Raw genomic sequence first — 16,587 nt, forward strand, 5'->3', positions numbered from 1 at the left:
GCTGATCACCTAGCCGTCGTCGCCCGCCGGGACGGCGGACGCGGCCTGGGCGCGTGGGAACTCGAACCAGACGATCTTGCCGGTGTTCAAGCGGGTCGCGCCCCAACGCCTGGCGAGCCGGTTCACCAGATACAGGCCGCGTCCGTTCTCGTCCGTGGTCCCGGCCTGCCGCAGCCGCGGCAGCTGCGGCACGTCGTCGCCGACCTCGCAGCGCAGCACATCGGTGCGCAGCAGCCGCAGGGTGATGGGCCGGGTCGTGTACCGGACGGCGTTCGTGACCACCTCGCTCACCAGCAGTTCGACGGAGTCGCTGAGTTCCTCCATGCCCCAGCGCGCGAGCGTGCGGCGGGTGAGCCGGCGGGCGCGGGCGGGGGCAGTGTTCTCGGGTTCGAGGAGCCAGTAGGCCACATCGCTCGCGGCGATGCCGTCGAAGCGGGCGGCGAGCATCGCGATGTCGTCGTCCCGGTCCCCGGCGCCGGGCATGGTGAGCGCCTCGTCGCACAGGGCTTCGAGAGACGGCGGATCGTCCGGGCCGGTCGCCTGCGCCGCCGCGCTCAGCTTCTCCCGCAGCTGCTCGATGCCGGTGACGACGTCCCGCAGCCGGGACTCGACGAGGCCGTCGGTGTAGAAGAGCAGGGTCGCTCCGGCGGGCGCCTCCAGCTCCACGGTCTCGAAGTCGACGCCGCCGACGCCGATCGGGGCGCCCGGCGGGACCTGCAGCACCTCGGTGTGACCGTCGGGGTGCAGCAACAGCGGCGGGGGATGGCCCGCGTTGGCGATGCTCAGGCGGTGGGAGATGGGGTCGTAGACCGCGTAGAGGCAGGTGGCCATGCGGTCGGTGCCCATCCGCTGGGTCTGCTCGTTCAGGTGGTGCAGGATCTCCTGCGGGGGCAGGTCGAGTCCGGCGAGGGTCTGGACCGTGGTGCGCAGCTGGCCCATGACCGCGGCCGAGGTCATCGAGTGGCCCATGACGTCACCGATGACCAGCGCGATGCGGCTGCCGGGCAGCGGGATGGCGTCGTACCAGTCGCCGCCGACCCGTGCGGTCTCGGCCGCGGGCAGGTAGCGGAAGGCGAGGCGCACACCGGCGCTGGTCGGCAGGGTCTGCGGCAGCATCGTGCGCTGCAGCTCGTCGGCGATGAACGCCTCGCGGCCGTAGAGCACGGCCTTGTCGATGGCGAGGGCGGTGTGGGTGGCGAGCTGGGCGGCGACCAGGAGGTCGTCGTGCTCGTAGGAGGGCTGCTCGGCGCGGCGCACGAAGAGCGCGGCACCGGTCACCCGGCGCCGGCCGCGCAGCGGCGCGAGGATCGCCCGCTGTCCTTCGGGTACGGCGAACTCGTCGCCGTCGCCCAGGAGTTCGGGCAGCGCGGCGTGGGCCGCGGGCATGTCGATGAAGACGGGGCGCACCGCGCGCAGCACCTCGGCGAGCGGACCGCCGGGCGCCACCGGACCGCGATGAGTACCGCGCAGGAGAGGAGCGGACGGGGCGAGCAGGGGCCCGGCGGTGGTCACCACCGTCTCCGCCGGGATCTTCTCCTGGGTCGCGCTCTCGGCGCGGTGCAGCCGCAGCACCAGATTGTCGGGCGGGCGTTCGTCGCCGACGGGCATCGGGTCGCGCAGATAGACCAGGACCGAGTCGCAGAAGGCCGGCACGGTGGCTCGCACCAGCCCCGTCACGATCTCCTCCAGATCCAGGCCACGCGCGATCCGCCGGGTCGCCGAGCCCACGAAGCGCAACCGCTCGTCGGTACGACGGGAACCCGCGGGGGCCGACGGGCGGGGAAGAGGCTGCTGGAGGGCGGACGTGGGCGCGTCGACGTCGGTGAGCGGAGCGAGCACGTCCGCGACCGCGCCCTCGGGGGTACGGGCGACCTGGGCCACGGTCGCCTCGTCCGGGGTCAACGGCTCCGCCCGAGCCGGCGAGGCATCCATCGGCGTACGCGGATCCGGGTCGGGAGCCGACGAGAACGTCGCCGGGCCGAGCTCCGGGTCGGGAACCGGCGTGTACGTCACGGGTTCCTCGCCGCGTGCCGTGACGTGGACGGCGCGCACCTCGGCAGGCGTATCAGCCACGATCCCCTCCCTCCTCGTCCTCCACGACTCCGAGCTGACATAACTCGCGGCGCAGCGGCTCCACCCTGTGTCCGGCCCTCGCCGGACGAGTCTGCACGGTCGACGGCGTCATGCCCATCTCCCGTCGGCGCGAGACGTCCTTGATCCGGATCGTGATCGACATGTCTCGTACCGGCGCCACCCCATCGTGTCGGCCCAGGCCGAACGGTACCCCGGGTCCCTGGGGGCGCAGCGGTTCGGGGCCTCGGGCCGGTGGTACGGGGGATCGAAGACGTCGACACTCACTCCGGCCCGTCCCCTTCCCGCCCGCTCGGGCGCACTGTCCTGGTGAGCCCGCGCCTCCTCTGCCACCGGCACGCTACCCCCGCGCCACCCCATTTCGGCCAGCACAGCCGACATTGTCTTGCGCCGGGCCTGCTCGCGCAGACATACAGGGAAAGCCGGGGCCACGGCTCGCCGAACGGCTCATGATCCGCTACGAGTTCGACCGCGCCCCGGGACCGCGTCCGACCCGGGGCGTGCACCGGCTCAACCGGCCAGCAGCTTCAGCCTCCGCCGGTGCCACACCACCGGATTGCGCTCGTCGTCGGTCATCATCGCCAGGACGCGCAGCACGATGATGTCGTGGTCGCCCGCCGGATAGGTGTGCTCGATGGCGCACTCCAGCAGGATCGGGGCGCCCTCCAGGAAGATCGCGCCGGAGGCGGCCTCCGTGGTGCCGAGGCCGACGAATCGGCCCTCCTTGCTGCGGGAGGCGAGTTGGCGGGCCTTGTCGCTGTGTTCCTCGCCGAGGACGGAGACACCGATCGCCTCCGCGCCCGACAGCTCCGGCCAGGTCGTCGAGCTGTGCTGAATGGCGAACGAGACCATCGGCGGCCGGTGGGAGACGCCGACGGCGAAGGAGGAGACGATCATGACGGTCGGTTCGTCGCGGACGCGCGCCGCGAGGGCGGCGACTCCGGCCGGGAAACCGGAGAACGCCCTGGTGACTTCGTCGGGATCGGAGGTGAATCCCTCCAGTGCCGTCATCGGGCCGCCCTCGTGCGGGCGATGTCGAGCACGGTCCGGCCCCACCGCTCCAGCCAGCGGGCGAGCGAGTCGTCCGTCGTGTACGTGGAGTCGAGCTGGTAGAGGCCCTGCGCGGGGCAGATCGCACCGAGTTCGACGAGCACCGGTTTGAGGGTGAGCTCGGGGGCGAGCGCGTGCGCGGGCCCCGCACCGAGCATCAGGGGCAGCGCCACCTGACCGGCGAGTCCCGTCGCCGTGGGGAACTGATCGAGGAAGACCTTGAGCAGCCCGGTGTACGTCCCCTTGTACGTGGGCGAGGCAGCGATCACGACGTCGGCGGCCCGCACCCGCTCGACGGCCGCGGCGACGCCCGGGTCGCCCCAGCCGAGCAGACCGGCCCCGAGCGAACCGACTTCGAGGACCTCACAGTCCAGCCCGAGTGCCTCGGCGAGGCGTTCGGCGGCATCGCGGGTGCGCGAGGCGGCCTTCGGATTTCCGACGACGGCGACAGCCTTCATCAGGCGACTCCTGTGGGTAGCCGGGGCCCGGCGGCGGCTGCCGCGCGGGAGTTCGCCCCGGGGTGGTCGACTCGGAGGAGCAGGGAGGCGAGGAGACAGACGAGACCGACGGCGGCTAGTCCGCCGAGGGCAGCGGTGTAGCCGAGTCCGCTGAGCAGCACGGCACAGACCGCACTGCCCAGCACCGCCCCGAGTTGCTTCACGGCATTGAAGGTGCCCGACGCCGCCCCGACCAGATCCGGCGCGACCGAGGTCACCGCCGCGATCGACAGCGGCGACCAGACGAACGAGTTGGCCACTCCGTACACGGCGAAGACAGCGGTCAGTGCCGCGACCGGCGCGTCCGTGGCGACGAGCACCGCCGACGCCCCGATGGACAGCACGAGCGCGGACGACCCGACGAGGGCGACGGCACGCGCGCCGACCCCGTTGTTCAGCCGGGCCGAGACCGGGGCCCCGAGCACACACACCACACCCATGGGTACGAGGGTGAGGGCCGCGGCGCCGGGAGTGAGGGCGCGCTCCCGCTGGAGGTAGAGCATCAGCGGGATCATCGCCGAGCCCGAGCAGAAGGCCGCGGCGGCACCTCCCCAGGCCGCGGTGACGAACCTGCGGCTGCGCAGCAGATCGATCGGTACGAGCGCCCGCGTCCCGTCGGCCCGTTGCACCCGGACGACGGCCGCGACGAGCAGCGCCCCGGCGACGGCGAGCAGCCAGCGGGGGACTCCCCATACCTCGGCGCTCCCGGCGTCCGTGCCCTGGACGCCGAGGACGAGCGCGCCGAGACCGGTCGCGTTCGCGCAGATCGCCCAGATCGGGATGGCCGCGCGCTGGCGGGGGAGGACGGGGACGAAGACGGCCACGGCGATCAGCACGGCGACACCGACCGGGACGTTGACCCAGAACACCGCCGGCCAGCCGCCGACACCGACGAGCAGTCCGCCGACCAGGGGTCCCGCGGCCACCGCGGCGCCGCCGGCCGCACCCCAGACGCCGAGCGCGACAGCGAGCCGCGGCGGGCGGAACAGGGCCTTGATGATGGTCAGGCACTGCGGTGTCATCAGCGCGGCACCGAGGCCCTGCGCCAGGCGCCAGCCGATGAGGGCCTCGACGGTGGTGGCCAGCGCGCACAGCAGCGACCCGAGCGTGAAGACCGCGAGTCCGATGAGGTGGACGCGCCGGTGACCGTAGCGGTCCCCGAGCCGTCCCGCGATGATCAGGGGGACGGCGTAGGCGATGAGGTAGCCGCTGTTGACCCACAGTGCGAGGGTCTCGCTGGTGTGCAGGCCGGTGACCAGCGCGGGCAGGGCGACCGAGGTGACCGTGCTGTCCAGCAGCAGCATGAAGAACCCCGCGCACAGGCTGGTGAGGGCGAGCCAGTGGCGGCGCTCGCTTCCCGCGCTCATCTCACCTCGCCAGGTTCTCGCGCAGCGTGGCACCGGGACGAGGGGGCGCGAGCGCGCCGCGCCGGCGCAGCTCGGGCAGGAGCAGCTCGCCGACCTCGGCGAAGCCGGCGGGCATGGCCGACGGGCAGGAGAACATGTACCCGCCGAGCGATCCGGTCGCGGCGAAGTTCTCCTCCAACGCGTCGGCCACGGAGGCCGCGTCACCGACCAGACTGTGATCGAGGCCCGTCGCGCGACTGCGGCCGTGCGCGAAGAACTCGTCCCGGCTCATCGTGTGCTCGTCCCCGAACTCCGCGACCAGCGAACCGACCAGGCCCGCGGGGCTCGCGTTGGCCGCGATCAACTCGTCCCGCAACTCGGCCAGTCGGAACGAACTCGGGAGCGTCGACAGGTCGTAGCCCATGTTGTGCGAGAGGTAGGTGGCGACGGCCTCCTCGTGCCAGAACTCGTGCACCGCGTCGCGGCGCTCCCGCGCCTCGGCCGCCGTACGCCCGACGACGACCTGGGTCGCCCACAGGATGCCCACCCGGGCCGGGTCGCGTCCCTCCGCCAGCAGCGCCTCGTCGAGCAACTTGCGGTGGCGCTGCTGGGAGCCGAGGTTGCCCCCGAAGCCGAAGATGAGATCGGCGAACCGGGCCGAAGCGGCAATGCCGCGCGGGGAGTTGCCCGCCTGGACGATGAGCGGGTGGTGCTGCGGGCTGGGCACCGACGCGAGCGGGCCGCGCACGGTGAAGAAGCGCCCGTGGTGGTCGATCGCGTGCACCTTGGCGGGGTCGGCGAAGCGTCCTGTGGCCCGGTCGCGCACGATCGCGTCGGGTGCCACGGAGTCCCACAACGCACGGCACACGGCGATGAACTCCTCCATCCGCTCGTAACGCAGGTCGTGGTCCATCAGCTCGCCGAAACCGTAGTTCGCCGCGTCCGCGCCACGCGTCGAGGCGACCACGTTGAAGGCGATGCGCCCGCCCGACACATGGTCGAGCGAGTTCAACAGCCGGGCGACGTAGAAGGGATGCATGAACGTCGAGGAGTACGTCAGCCCGAAGCCGATCCGCTCGGTCACGGTGGACATCGCGGCGATCACGGGCGCCATGTCGTGCCGCGGCCACTGGATGCCCCACTCCACGGCCGGTTCGATACTGCCCCGCCAGGTACTGGGTATGCCACTGCCGTCACCGAAGAACAGCAGGTCCACACCGGCGCGTTCGGCCGTGCGGGCCAGCTCCATGTACATGCGTACGTCCGGGAAGTCGAGCCCGACCCAGGAACCCGGCCGGGCCCACGCGCCCTCGGTGTGGGTGAAGGAGAGGTCGTAGCCGATGTGCATGCCGGTCATCGCGCGGCCTTCTTCCACAGCTCGACGACCTCGTCGGCGTCGCTGAGCACGGCCACGTTCAGTCCCAGCTGGAACAGCGCGGCGGCGTTGACGTGGCGGTCGTAGGCGGCCGTCGTGTCCTGCGGTACGACGACGGGCCAGTCGAGTTGGACGGCGTCCTGTGCGGTCGCGTACACGCAGCACTCGCTCGTCAGGCCCACCACGGTGAGCCAGTCGCAGCCGGCCGCGCGCAGGCGCGGGTCGAGATCGGTGCCGAGGAACCCGCTGTAACCGCGCTTGACGACCCGCAACTCACCCTTGATGGGCTGCATTTGATACCACTCGGCGCCGGGCGTCCCGATGCGGCACGGCTCGTCCGGACTCATGGGCGCGTCGAAGTCGCCCTCGCGCAGCCAGTTGCTCGACCGCCAGGGCCGCGCCGGATCACTGCCCAACTCGACCCACACCACGGGTACTTCGGCCGTCCGTGCGGCATCGACGAGATCGCCGATGCGGGTGACCGTCCGGTCGAGCGTCGCCAGCGTGGCGTCGGTCAGGCCGTACGCTCCCAGCCGGTCGGGATCGGCGAAGTCGCGCTGCACGTCGACCACGACGAGCGCCGGCCTGCTCTCGGGCCGGGCGAGCCGGGCGAGTTGTCTCTCCCGCAGTTCGGACATCAGGCCGCCACCTCGTCGCGGGCCCGCAGCGCGGGCAGCACGGTCTCGCCGAACAGCAGCATGTCCTCGTCGTACTCCGGGAAGATCAGCATGAGTCCGTCGAGGTCGGCCTCCCGCACGATGTACTCGATGTGCTCGGTGACGGTACGGGCGCTGCCGGCGACGTACGGCGTCTGGAAGGCCGCCTCCCCGTCGGCGCCGTCGGCCCACGCTCGGGCCTGGTCCTCGGGTACGCCCCAGGTGTGCCGCATATGGGCGAGCGCCTCGCGGTCGACGCCCACGCCCCACTCCTTCACCTTCTTGACCGCCAGTTCGTCGGTGTCGTCCTGGACGACGGTGAGCATCGAATACGTCTTGCACACACGGCCGTTGGCCCTCGCCCGGGCATGGACGTCCGCGGACAGGGACCGCATGTCGTCGAGGCTGTCGGCGGCGAGGAAGGCGCCGTCGGCGTACCGGGCCTGGAACCGGCGCGCGTCCTCGGACCGCCCCGCGCTGATCAGGGTCGGCCGGGTCGCCGGATGCGGCCGGGACTCGCAGTCGACGAGGTCGAAGTACGGGGTGCGCATCGTGACCGAGTCCTCGGTCCACAGCCGGGTCACGGCCTCCGTCCAGAGTTCCGTCATCCGGTAGCGGTCCGCGTGGCTCAACTCCGGGTCCCAGTCGCCGAACTGCTCGAACTCCCCGGCGTACGAGCCGTTCACGATGTTCATCCCGGCCCGGCCGCCGGAGATGTCCTGGAGGGTGGTCAGCATCTTCGCCGCGACGGCGGGATTGTGGATGTTGGCGTGCAGGGTGGCCCAGATCCTGACCCGGCTGGTCGCCTCGGCGAGCGCCGCCATCATCGTCATCGACTCCAGCGAGCGGCCCCAGTGGTCCGTACTCCCGCCGAAACCACGCCACTTGGCCATCGACATCACGAAGTCGAGCCCGATGCTCTCCGCGTGCACGGCGGCACGCCTGTTGTACGAGTAGGTAGCCTCGGGATGCGGCGCGGTGGTCGACAGCATCCAGCCGCCGTTCCCGATGGGAAGGAAGATTCCGTACTCTTTCGCGGACACGTCAGGGGCCTTTCTGCGGCTCTTTCAGGGTTTTCCCACGGCTCTCCGGCCATGGCTGCACACCTCTACGGCTCTACGGCTTCACGGTGCGGGCCAGACGAGCTTGTCGCCGCTGTAGATGTCCTTGACGAAGGAGGTGTCGAACCACCCCTCGGCCTTGGCGGCGGTCACACTGCTCGGCACGATCTTGAACTGGTGCAGCATGTCGACGAGTTTCCCGACATTGGCGGTGTCGATGCCGCCCAGCGGCTGCCCGGGCGCCGGATTCTCCTTCACGACCTGCGTCTCGGTCTTCCAGATGGTCGCGTTGAGCTTCTTGTCGTAGGTCGGCCCTGACAACTTCGCCGCGTAGCCCACGCATTCGGTGATGTGCGCCTCGCTGGACGAGCAGTACTCGTAGGCATGCAGGGCGGCCCGCAGGACGTCCTCGACGGCGTGCGGGTGCGCCTTGGCGAACGCCGGGTTCACCGCCATGGCGCCGATCGAGCTGGGGATGTCGTAGTCGACCGGCTTCCACACGGTGACGTCCTTGCCGGCCGCCTTGAGCTGGTTGGGCTCGTTGGAGACGAACCCGGTGAGCGCTTCGAGGCCGCCCTGCTTTCGGGGCAGTACGGAGGGGTCGTAGCCCTCCTTGACCAGCTTGAGCGAGTCCCATTTGACGCCGGCCTTGACCATCATCGCCTCGACGGTGGCGGGGACGTAGCCCTTGTGACCGACGACCTTGCCGTCGAGCTGGGTCAGATCGGTGATGTCCTTGTTGGTCATCAGAATGTCGAGACCGGCGTTCGAATACGAGGAAATCCCCTTGATGTCGATCCCGTTGGCCTGCGCCTGGATCAGATCCTGCTCGGAGATCGCGGACACCGTCGCCTGCCCGCTCGCCAGCAACTTGGTGTTCTGCGCGGTGTCCCCGGTACCGGGCTTGAGATCGACGGTGAGGCAGAGGTCCTTGAAATAGCCGAGCTTGGCGGCGGCGACGTATTCGAGGATCGAGACGGAGGACTGGAACTGGTACCCGGAGAGATACGTGATCTTCCCGGCGGCCTTGTTCTCGGCGCAGCGCTTCGCGGAAATGGCGGAACCGGCGGCACCGGCGGAGGAACTGTCGTCGGAGCCGGAACCACATCCAGCGAGTCCGAGTACCAGCACGGCGGCGACAAGGGCGGATCTGGTGAGTCGATGGGAGGGCATGGGTGACTCCAAACTGGCGTTGACGCCGAGAAGTTGAGGAACACGGGTCCGGAGCAGCGCCCCGTCAGATTCAGTTCGTGCTGTCGTGCCAATGGAGGACGCGGCGCTCGACGACTGTCACCGCGAGCAACAGCAGAACGCCCATCACCGCGAGAACGAAGATCGAGGCGTAGACAACAGGAAGTTGATTCATGGAGGAGGCCACACTGATCGCAGTACCGAGGCCACCCGTGGAACCGGACGCCGACATCTCCGCAACCACCGCCCCGATGATCGACAGCGGAAAGACGATTCGCAGCGCGGCAAAGAGATAGGGCAGTGCACTGGGAACACGCACATGCCACAACAGCTCGAACCGACTCGCATTCATCGTCCGATAGACCTGCAACACCTGCTGAGGAACGGACCGCAATCCCGTAGCCGTGTTGATGAGAATCGGAAAGAAACAGATCAGCCCGGTGATGATCAGCTTGGGCATGGGCCCGAACCCGAAAGCCACGACCAGCGCCGGCGCGATCGCCACCAGCGGGGTCACATTGAGGACGACCGCGATCGGCATCACCGCCCGCCGCACGAGCGGGAGTTCACTCGTCAGCACCGCCAGGACGAACGCGGCGACGAACCCCATCCCCAGCCCGGCCGTGGCCTCGCCCAGGGTGACCAGCGCGTTGTCGACGTAGTAGCCGAGCTCGTCGGAGAGCGAGCCGCCGACATCCGACAACGGCGGCAGCAGATACGGCAGTTTCTCGGCACCCCAGTGCCAGAGAGCACCGAGGATCGCCAGCATCACGACGAGAGGCAGCCATACGGCCGGCCGGATCCACGCGATCCGGGACCTCGGGTGCTTCAGGCTGAACCGGGACGGCTCGACAGGCGGTCGCGTCCCCGGCGTCGGCGGGGCTGCGGTGGTGCGTTCGTCGGCTACGGTCATCTCCCTCACGCCCCCACTCACGCCGCTTCGCTGTGCCAGGCGCGCCGCAGCCGCTCTCGCACCAGGTCCTCGTACTCGTGGAACCGCCGTTCCCCGAAGAGCCGTTCACCGCGCGGCCGGGGCAGGTCGACGTCGATGCTCTCGACGATGCGACCGGGGCCCGGCGCCATCACGACGACGGTGTCGGAGAGCCGTACGGCCTCGGAGACGGAGTGGGTGACGAACAGGACCGTCGTCCGCAACTCCTCCCACAGATCGAGGAGTTGGTCCTGGAGGCTCTCGCGGGTGAACTCGTCGAGCGCCGAGAAGGGCTCGTCCATCACGAGCACGTCGGGTCGCAGGCCGAACGCCCGGACGATCGCGGCGCGTTGGCGCATGCCGCCGGACAGCTGGGCCGGGAGCTTGTGCAGGGCGTCGCCGAGACCGGCCTTGACGAGGAGTTCCGTCATGTCGGGGTCGGCTGCCGTCTGCCGCTCGGCGAAGTCGGCGATGCGTTCACGCCGCTTGCCCGCGCCCCGGTTGATCTTCTGCGGCAGCGTGACGTTCCGCAGGACGGACAGCCACGGCAGCAGCGCGGGGCTCTGCGGCACGAGTCCGATCATCTTGGCCGCGCACGCCTGCGCCGGCGTCACGCCGTGCACCGACACCTCGCCGTGGTCCGGCTGTTCGAGCCCCGCGACGAGACGCAGCAACGTCGACTTGCCGCAGCCGCTGGGGCCGATGAGACTGACGAAGCGGCCCGACGGTACCGTCAGGTGGACGTCGTCGAGGGCCGTGGTCGCGGTCGACCCGAACCCGTAGACCCGTCGTACCGACCGCAGTTCGAGTGCTGGCGTACCAGTCACCTTCACGCTCCCATCCATGTCGCGGGCACGAGTGCCCGATCCTGGAAGTCGGAGAGCGTGCGTAGCGAGTGCGACTGACTGCCACGCGGAAATCCGCTTAGGTGCCCCCGACCGTAGGAAGATTGTGTTTCGGGACAACGCGGGCGTCTGTTACGGGCGTTTTACGTCTGGCCGCGACGAGGGGCGCAGTGGGGCGACCGCGCTGCCGTCGAACACGTAGATCTCGATCCCCAGGTCCGCCGCGGCCCGGGCCACCCATCCGCCGAGCGCCTGCACGATCAGCTCCGTGACCACCAGCACCGTGCGCTCCGCGGTCGGCACCGAGTCCCGGAGCCAGAGCAGCTTGAACATGTCCGCCATGACCTTGTTGCGGTAGGCGGGCTTGTAGGCGCCCTGGTTGCAGACCAGTTGGACGAGGACGCGGCCCGTGGCGTCGATGCCCTCCACCTCGACGCGGCTGCCGTCCGGCAGCATCAGCGGCTTCGGGCGCAGCACGAGACCGAGCCCGTCGCCGAGTGCGAGCAACATGCGGCGCTCCATGGACCCCTCGGCGAACCGGCTCCACTCGGTGGGGGAGTCGAGTACTTTCAGGCGCACAGCCCGGAGTCTAGGAATGGGCCGTTTCCTCGGTGTTTCGTGGTGCCGGTGGGACTTCCGCGCCGGGTTCGAGGTGCCGGGTTCAGGCGCGTCGCAGCAAGCCGTGTGCCAGTAGGCGGGTCAGGGCCTCGACCGCCGCGTTGCCCTCCTCCTCGCTCTCGGCGGGCGCCGCGAGCTGGCAGAAGCGCTCGATCATGGCCACCACCGCGAGCGCGGTCAGCCGCGTGTCCCGGTCCGGGGCGGCGAGATCGCGCGCCTCGGTCACATGCGCGGTCCAGATGTCGACGTGCCGCGCCCGCATCTCCTCCCAGTGGGCGGCGAACTCCGCGCTGACCAGCGATGCCTCGTAGACGGCGGTCAGCTCCGGGCGGTGGGCGCGGTAGGTCTCCCAGTAGGCGCGCACGTGCCCGCGGATGTCCTCGACCCCGTCGAGCGCGTGCGGCCCGCCCGCCTGCTCGGTCACGCGCTCGCGCAGGGCGCCGGCGAAGTCGTCGACGACCGAGCGCAGCAGGTCGTCCTTGTCGGTGAAGTACCGGTAGAAGACCCCGGCCGACTTGCCCGCCTCCGCCGTGATGTCGGCGATCTTCGTCGACAGGTATCCCTGGCGGCCGATGACCCGCAGGGCGGCGGCCTTGAGCTCGGCGGCCGAGCGCTCGCCCTTGGACGTCACGGGTGCGGGCATCGGCCCTCCTGCACTCTGGAGAACGGGCGGTCTTGGAACGGGCACTGCGGGGAACAGCAGCAAATGTGAATTCAGGTTCAGTTATAGCACCTGATGCCCATCTCCCCGCGGGACCGTCCCGCCGCGTACCCATGCGTCTACCGCGCCCCCGTCAGCACCTCCGCCGCCGCCACCCCGGAGGCGGCTGTGGCCCCGTGGGTGAAGATCTGTACCGCTCCGCTCAGGCCGGCGCCCGGCAGGCCCATCTCCACCACGATCGCGTCGGGGCGCTCCGCGATGAGGTCGGCGAGGGCGGCGGCCATCCAGGCGTGCCGGGAGACGTCCCGCACCACGACGACGAGGGGGCGGCCCGCGGCGGGCTCCAGTGCGCACGTCCTGAGGGTGGCCGCCTGGAGTTCCTGGCGCTGGACGCGGACGGTGGTCGTGCCCGGCAGCCGCTCGCTCAGGGGAGCCGCCACACCCCAGGGGGTTTCCTTGCCGATGGCCAGGTTCGTGGTGGGTGCGAGTTCCACGACGTGCGGGGCGGCGGAGAGCGGCAGGGCCGCGTTGACCGCTCCGGTCAGGCGGATGGCGCGGCGGGCGGCCGCGAAGCCGATGTCCCCGCCGGTCGTGCCGCCGCTGTCGGCGTGCGCGAGGCCTGCCGACCAGGTGGCGAACTCCCGTACGCGCGCGGCCGCTTGCTCCAGCCGCTCCCGGGTGAGGCTTCCGTCGGCCACGGCGTCGACGAGGGCGCCGGCGAGTCGGCCGACCATCGACTCCTCGGCGTTCTCGCCCCCGACGCACACCGCGTCGGCGCCGGCGGCGACCGCTCGCACTGTCGCGCCCTCGATGCCGAACTGGTCGGCGACGGCGCCCATTTCGATGGCGTCGGTGACGATCATGCCGTCGAAGCCGAGCTCGTCGCGGAGCAGGTCGCCGAGGATGCGCGGGCTGAGCGTGGCGGGCAGGTCGGGATCGTACGCGGGCACGAGGAGGTGGCCGCTCATCACCGCGCGCACGCCCGCGTCCAGGGCGGCCTGGAACGGTGGCAGGGCCTGGGCGGTGATCTCGTCGCGGTCGGCACCGTAGACGGGCAGGCCGTGGTGGGAGTCGACGGCCACGTCGCCGTGGCCGGGGAAGTGCTTGGCGCAGGCGGCGACGCCGCCCGACTGCAGGCCCCGGATCCAGGCTGCGGTGTGCCGGGAGACGACCTTGGGATCCGCCCCGAAGGACCTGACCCCGATGATCGGGTTGTCCGGGTTGGAGTTGACGTCCGCGCTGGGCGCGTAGTCCAAGCTCACGCCGACGGCGCGCAGTTGGCGGCCGAGGTCGGCGGCGACGGACTCGGTCAGCTCGGTGTCGTCGACGGTGCCCAGCGCGAGGTTGCCCGGCCGGGTGGACCCGGTCGCGGACTCGATCCGGGTGACGTCACCGGCCTCCTCGTCGATCGCGATGATCAACTCGGGGTTCTCCGCGCGTAGTTGTGCGGTGAGCAGGGCGACCTGTTCCAGCGACACGATGTTGCGGGAGAAGAGGACGACGGACGCCAGCCCGTCCCTGATCTCGCGCAGTACCCAGTCGGGGGCCTCGGTGCCCACGAACCCCGGTTGCAGGACGGAGAGCGCCAGCCGTCGCAACTCCGTACTGTGCTTGCTGGAGACCATCGAGTGTGTTCGCCTTCCAGGTGGCCGACTTGGTACAGACCAATCTCCGCCCAGGCTAGCGGCTCATGTCAAGAGGGAGCCCTGGCGCGCCCCGGCTTCGCGCGCGGCCGGGGGTTCGCCCTGCCGTCGACCGTCCGCCCGCGCCCTGTCGTGATCCCTTCAAGTCCCTGTGGATATCGCCGATTTGGTGGCGACACGCGATCAACGGGCATGTTTGACACGGCGAGATGGTCTAGTCCAAATTGGTGGCACGCGAGTTCGAAGTGTGGCTGGTGCGGCGCGTGGTGCAGCAACCCTGTAGGCCGCCCGCCCTTCTTCGGGCCGTGCGGCAGCGCGCTGTTCGCCAGGCGCCGTCGCTCGGCACCGGTGCGCGTCCGGATGCAGGTGTCAGGTGTGCAGACCGCCGCACGCCCGCATTCCTGTGCCGCGGCCGGCACCTCGCACAAGCGGTGGCCTCCGGCCGGTGGCCACCGGTAAGAGATCGAGGTCTGGAACACTGCATGCCCACGCCTGACCGTTATCTCCACCGTGCCGCTTCGCCCGTCCCCTACTTCAGCCCGGACGGCGAGATCTACCTCGCGCAGACCGCCTTGCGCGACCTCAAGAAGACCGTTCCCCTGCGCGTGCTGTCCGAGGCGGACTTCGCCTCCTGGCAGAACTACGGCTACGTCGTCGTGAAGCAGGCGATATCCCCGTCGGCGGCCAGTCAACTCGTCGATTTCGCCTGGGACTTCCAGGGGCTCGACCCCGAGCGCCCGGACACCTGGTACGAGGAGCGGGAGTACCGCTCGGACCTCGACCGCGACCTGCACATCTACGGGTTCGTCGAGGCGTACCAGCACCAGTTGATGTGGGACAGCCGCCAGACCCAGCGGGTCTACGACGCGTTCGTGGACGTGTGGGACTGCGAGGAGCTCTGGGTCACCCTGGACCGCCTCAACCTGAACCCGCCCAACGTCAAGAACCGCTCCCGGGCCCTGATCCCGAGCACCGAAGAGGGGTTCGACATCGAACTCCACTGGGACGTCGACACCACCCTCGGTGTCCCGCCGCAGCGCGTCCAGGGGATCATCGCCCTGAACGACACCACCGCGGAGCTCGGCGGCTTCCAGTGCTGCCCCGAGCTGTTCCACCGCTTCGACCGCTGGAAGGCCCTCCAGCCCGACGGCCGCGACCCGATCCGCCCGCGCATCGACCGCGCCGAATACCCGGTGGTGCGGCCCGAGTTGGAGGCCGGCGATCTGCTGATCTTCAACGGCATGCTGGCCCACGGAGTGGCCCCCAACACCTCGAAGAACGGCGTCCGGGCGGCCCAGTACCTGTCGATGATGCCGGCGCTGGAGACGCACCAGGCGCTGCGGCGTTCCCGGGTCGAGTCCTGGCGCACGCTCAGCACCCCGGAGTGGAACGGGACGCTGCTGGGCGACGCCCACGAGCACGAGTCGCTGCGCTACGGCAGGGCCACCCTCGACGACCTGGGCGCCAAGCTGCTGGGCCTCGCGTCCTGGAGCGGCGTAGAACTGGACGACTCGGTCGGAGAAGCCGCATGCGCCGAATATGTCTGACCCTGCCCACCAACCGGCCCTGCTCGGCGACGATCGAGGCCATCTCCGATGAAGCGGCCTACGCCGTCCAGCACTTCGACACCGAAGTGCACCTGCTGATCCTCGACTCCTGTGACGTGCCCGCCTACGCGGAGCACGCCGAGACGGTGCGCCGACTCCCGCACGACCCGCGGATCGTCGTCCACCACCTCGACGAGGATCGCCAACGCGCCTTCCTTGAGCGGGCGATCGGCCGGGCCGCGGCCACGAAGCCAGACCTCCTGCTGGAGTTGATGCTCCCCGAGAAGCTCTCCTACGGGGCCTGCACCAACCGCGCGTTCCTGATCGCCGCCGCGCTCGGCTGCGAGTCCGTGCACCGCAGGGACTCCGACAGCCGCTACCAGACCCTCGACGGGAAGACCCTCTTCCCCGTCCACCACGAACTCACCTCGCTCGGCCGGCGTGCGGCCGACACGGCGTCCGACGTCACCGAGAACATGCTGGCGGAGCGGCACGCCGAGAAGACGGTCTCGATGGTGGCCGCCTCCTTCGTCGGTGAACTCTCCGTCGACATCGGCGAGATCCTCGACATCGACGCCGGCGTCTACCACGACATGGTCAGCCTCTGGGCGCCCATGGAGTGGTCCGACGACCAGAAGAAGCAGCTGGTCGAGGAGTCCTTCCGGGGCGCCGGCACCGACCCGTTCGTCCAGGACCACTCGACCCTGGCCCTGGTCGACCCGATGCGCGTCGACATGTGCAACATCAGCTTCCACGGGGTGCACGAACGCGTGCCGCTGCCACCGGCGACCGACACGATCGGCAGCGACTACTTCCTCATCCACCTGGTCCACGACGCGGCCCTGCCCGGTGTGCTGCACAACCGGCACATCGTCAACTTCTACACGGGGGAACGCCGGACGGACGCCGGCTTCACCGCGTACCAGATGCGCTTCGTCAAATTCCTGCTGTCGATGCTCTACTTCAACGTCATCTACGACCGGATGGCCCAGGCGGGACCGGAGTTGGTCGACGAGCGGGGACAAGTACGAGCGCCTACTCCCCGCTGCTCGACGAGTTCGGCTCCACCGAGTAC

At 70.2% G+C, this 16,587-nt stretch carries 15 protein-coding genes; 2 read left to right on the forward strand and 13 right to left on the reverse strand.

Translation table 11 applies throughout. The annotated features are described in order from the left end of the window. Nucleotides 1-9: 9 nt before the first annotated feature. From ACWDR3_RS31625 to ACWDR3_RS31685, 13 genes are all read right to left on the reverse strand, one after another. The gene (locus ACWDR3_RS31625; protein ID WP_450355991.1) at nucleotides 10-2,073 is read right to left on the reverse strand and encodes a SpoIIE family protein phosphatase; all 2,064 of its coding nucleotides are present in this window, start codon (nucleotides 2,071-2,073) and stop codon (nucleotides 10-12) included. A 528-nt stretch (nucleotides 2,074-2,601) separates the two neighbouring features. Then, nucleotides 2,602-3,102 carry a flavin reductase family protein gene (locus ACWDR3_RS31630; RefSeq protein ID WP_450355992.1) on the reverse strand — a complete coding sequence of 167 codons (501 nt, stop codon included), beginning with the start codon at nucleotides 3,100-3,102 and terminating at the stop codon, nucleotides 2,602-2,604. After that, nucleotides 3,099-3,599, reverse strand: a complete 501-nt coding sequence (locus ACWDR3_RS31635) for an NAD(P)H-dependent oxidoreductase (RefSeq protein ID WP_450355993.1) — start codon at nucleotides 3,597-3,599, stop codon at nucleotides 3,099-3,101. Before ACWDR3_RS31635 ends, ACWDR3_RS31630 begins: the two co-directional genes overlap by 4 nt. Next, entirely contained in the window at nucleotides 3,599-5,005 is a 1,407-nt protein-coding gene (locus ACWDR3_RS31640) for an MFS transporter (protein ID WP_450355994.1), read from the reverse strand. The genes ACWDR3_RS31635 and ACWDR3_RS31640 overlap by 1 nt, the downstream gene beginning before the upstream one ends. Nucleotide 5,006: 1 nt before the next feature. Next, nucleotides 5,007-6,341, reverse strand: a complete 1,335-nt coding sequence (locus ACWDR3_RS31645; RefSeq protein WP_450355995.1) for an NtaA/DmoA family FMN-dependent monooxygenase — start codon at nucleotides 6,339-6,341, stop codon at nucleotides 5,007-5,009. Continuing rightward, nucleotides 6,338-6,997, reverse strand: a complete 660-nt coding sequence (locus ACWDR3_RS31650) for a cysteine hydrolase family protein (RefSeq protein ID WP_450355996.1) — start codon at nucleotides 6,995-6,997, stop codon at nucleotides 6,338-6,340. Before ACWDR3_RS31650 ends, ACWDR3_RS31645 begins: the two co-directional genes overlap by 4 nt. Further along, a complete protein-coding gene (locus ACWDR3_RS31655) occupies nucleotides 6,997-8,058 on the reverse strand; it encodes an LLM class flavin-dependent oxidoreductase (RefSeq protein ID WP_450355997.1) in 1,062 nt (353 codons plus the stop codon). Before ACWDR3_RS31655 ends, ACWDR3_RS31650 begins: the two co-directional genes overlap by 1 nt. A gap of 81 nt (nucleotides 8,059-8,139) precedes the next feature. Further along, nucleotides 8,140-9,249, reverse strand: a complete 1,110-nt coding sequence (locus ACWDR3_RS31660) for an ABC transporter substrate-binding protein (protein WP_450355998.1) — start codon at nucleotides 9,247-9,249, stop codon at nucleotides 8,140-8,142. A 70-nt stretch (nucleotides 9,250-9,319) separates the two neighbouring features. Next, complete coding sequence (locus tag ACWDR3_RS31665) at nucleotides 9,320-10,180, reverse strand: ABC transporter permease (protein WP_450355999.1); 861 nt, start codon at nucleotides 10,178-10,180, stop codon at nucleotides 9,320-9,322. Nucleotides 10,181-10,197: 17 nt separating this feature from the next. After that, a complete protein-coding gene (locus tag ACWDR3_RS31670; protein ID WP_450356000.1) occupies nucleotides 10,198-11,025 on the reverse strand; it encodes an ABC transporter ATP-binding protein in 828 nt (275 codons plus the stop codon). A 150-nt stretch (nucleotides 11,026-11,175) separates the two neighbouring features. Then, on the reverse strand, nucleotides 11,176-11,622 hold the full coding sequence (locus tag ACWDR3_RS31675) for a hypothetical protein (protein ID WP_450356001.1): 447 nt from the start codon (nucleotides 11,620-11,622) through the stop codon (nucleotides 11,176-11,178). 82 nt (nucleotides 11,623-11,704) lie between these two features. After that, a complete protein-coding gene (locus tag ACWDR3_RS31680) occupies nucleotides 11,705-12,304 on the reverse strand; it encodes a TetR/AcrR family transcriptional regulator (protein WP_450356002.1) in 600 nt (199 codons plus the stop codon). Nucleotides 12,305-12,441: 137 nt separating this feature from the next. Further along, entirely contained in the window at nucleotides 12,442-13,947 is a 1,506-nt protein-coding gene (locus tag ACWDR3_RS31685; RefSeq protein ID WP_450356003.1) for a glycoside hydrolase family 3 protein, read from the reverse strand. Nucleotides 13,948-14,447: 500 nt separating this feature from the next. Here ACWDR3_RS31685 and ACWDR3_RS31690 point away from each other — a divergent pair, with 500 nt between their 5' ends. Together ACWDR3_RS31690 and ACWDR3_RS31695 are read left to right on the forward strand one after the other, a co-directional pair. Continuing rightward, entirely contained in the window at nucleotides 14,448-15,512 is a 1,065-nt protein-coding gene (locus ACWDR3_RS31690; RefSeq protein ID WP_450356004.1) for a phytanoyl-CoA dioxygenase family protein, read from the forward strand. Continuing rightward, nucleotides 15,494-16,587 (forward strand): DUF6271 family protein (locus tag ACWDR3_RS31695; RefSeq protein ID WP_450356005.1); only part of this gene is annotated, 1,094 nt, incomplete at its 3' end. The genes ACWDR3_RS31690 and ACWDR3_RS31695, both read left to right, overlap by 19 nt.

It is taken from the genome of Streptomyces sp. NPDC001002, assembly GCF_053599215.1.

Coding starts and splice junctions, on each gene's coding strand:
- ACWDR3_RS31630 (WP_450355992.1), bottom strand. CDS start 3,102: ATGACGGCACTGGAGGGATTCACCTCCGATCCCGACGAAGTCACCAGG.
- ACWDR3_RS31690 (WP_450356004.1), top strand. CDS start 14,448: ATGCCCACGCCTGACCGTTATCTCCACCGTGCCGCTTCGCCCGTCCCC.
- ACWDR3_RS31635 (WP_450355993.1), bottom strand. CDS start 3,599: ATGAAGGCTGTCGCCGTCGTCGGAAATCCGAAGGCCGCCTCGCGCACC.
- ACWDR3_RS31665 (WP_450355999.1), bottom strand. CDS start 10,180: ATGACCGTAGCCGACGAACGCACCACCGCAGCCCCGCCGACGCCGGGG.
- ACWDR3_RS31685 (WP_450356003.1), bottom strand. CDS start 13,947: ATGGTCTCCAGCAAGCACAGTACGGAGTTGCGACGGCTGGCGCTCTCC.
- ACWDR3_RS31645 (WP_450355995.1), bottom strand. CDS start 6,341: ATGACCGGCATGCACATCGGCTACGACCTCTCCTTCACCCACACCGAG.
- ACWDR3_RS31650 (WP_450355996.1), bottom strand. CDS start 6,997: ATGTCCGAACTGCGGGAGAGACAACTCGCCCGGCTCGCCCGGCCCGAG.
- ACWDR3_RS31660 (WP_450355998.1), bottom strand. CDS start 9,249: ATGCCCTCCCATCGACTCACCAGATCCGCCCTTGTCGCCGCCGTGCTG.
- ACWDR3_RS31640 (WP_450355994.1), bottom strand. CDS start 5,005: ATGAGCGCGGGAAGCGAGCGCCGCCACTGGCTCGCCCTCACCAGCCTG.
- ACWDR3_RS31680 (WP_450356002.1), bottom strand. CDS start 12,304: ATGCCCGCACCCGTGACGTCCAAGGGCGAGCGCTCGGCCGCCGAGCTC.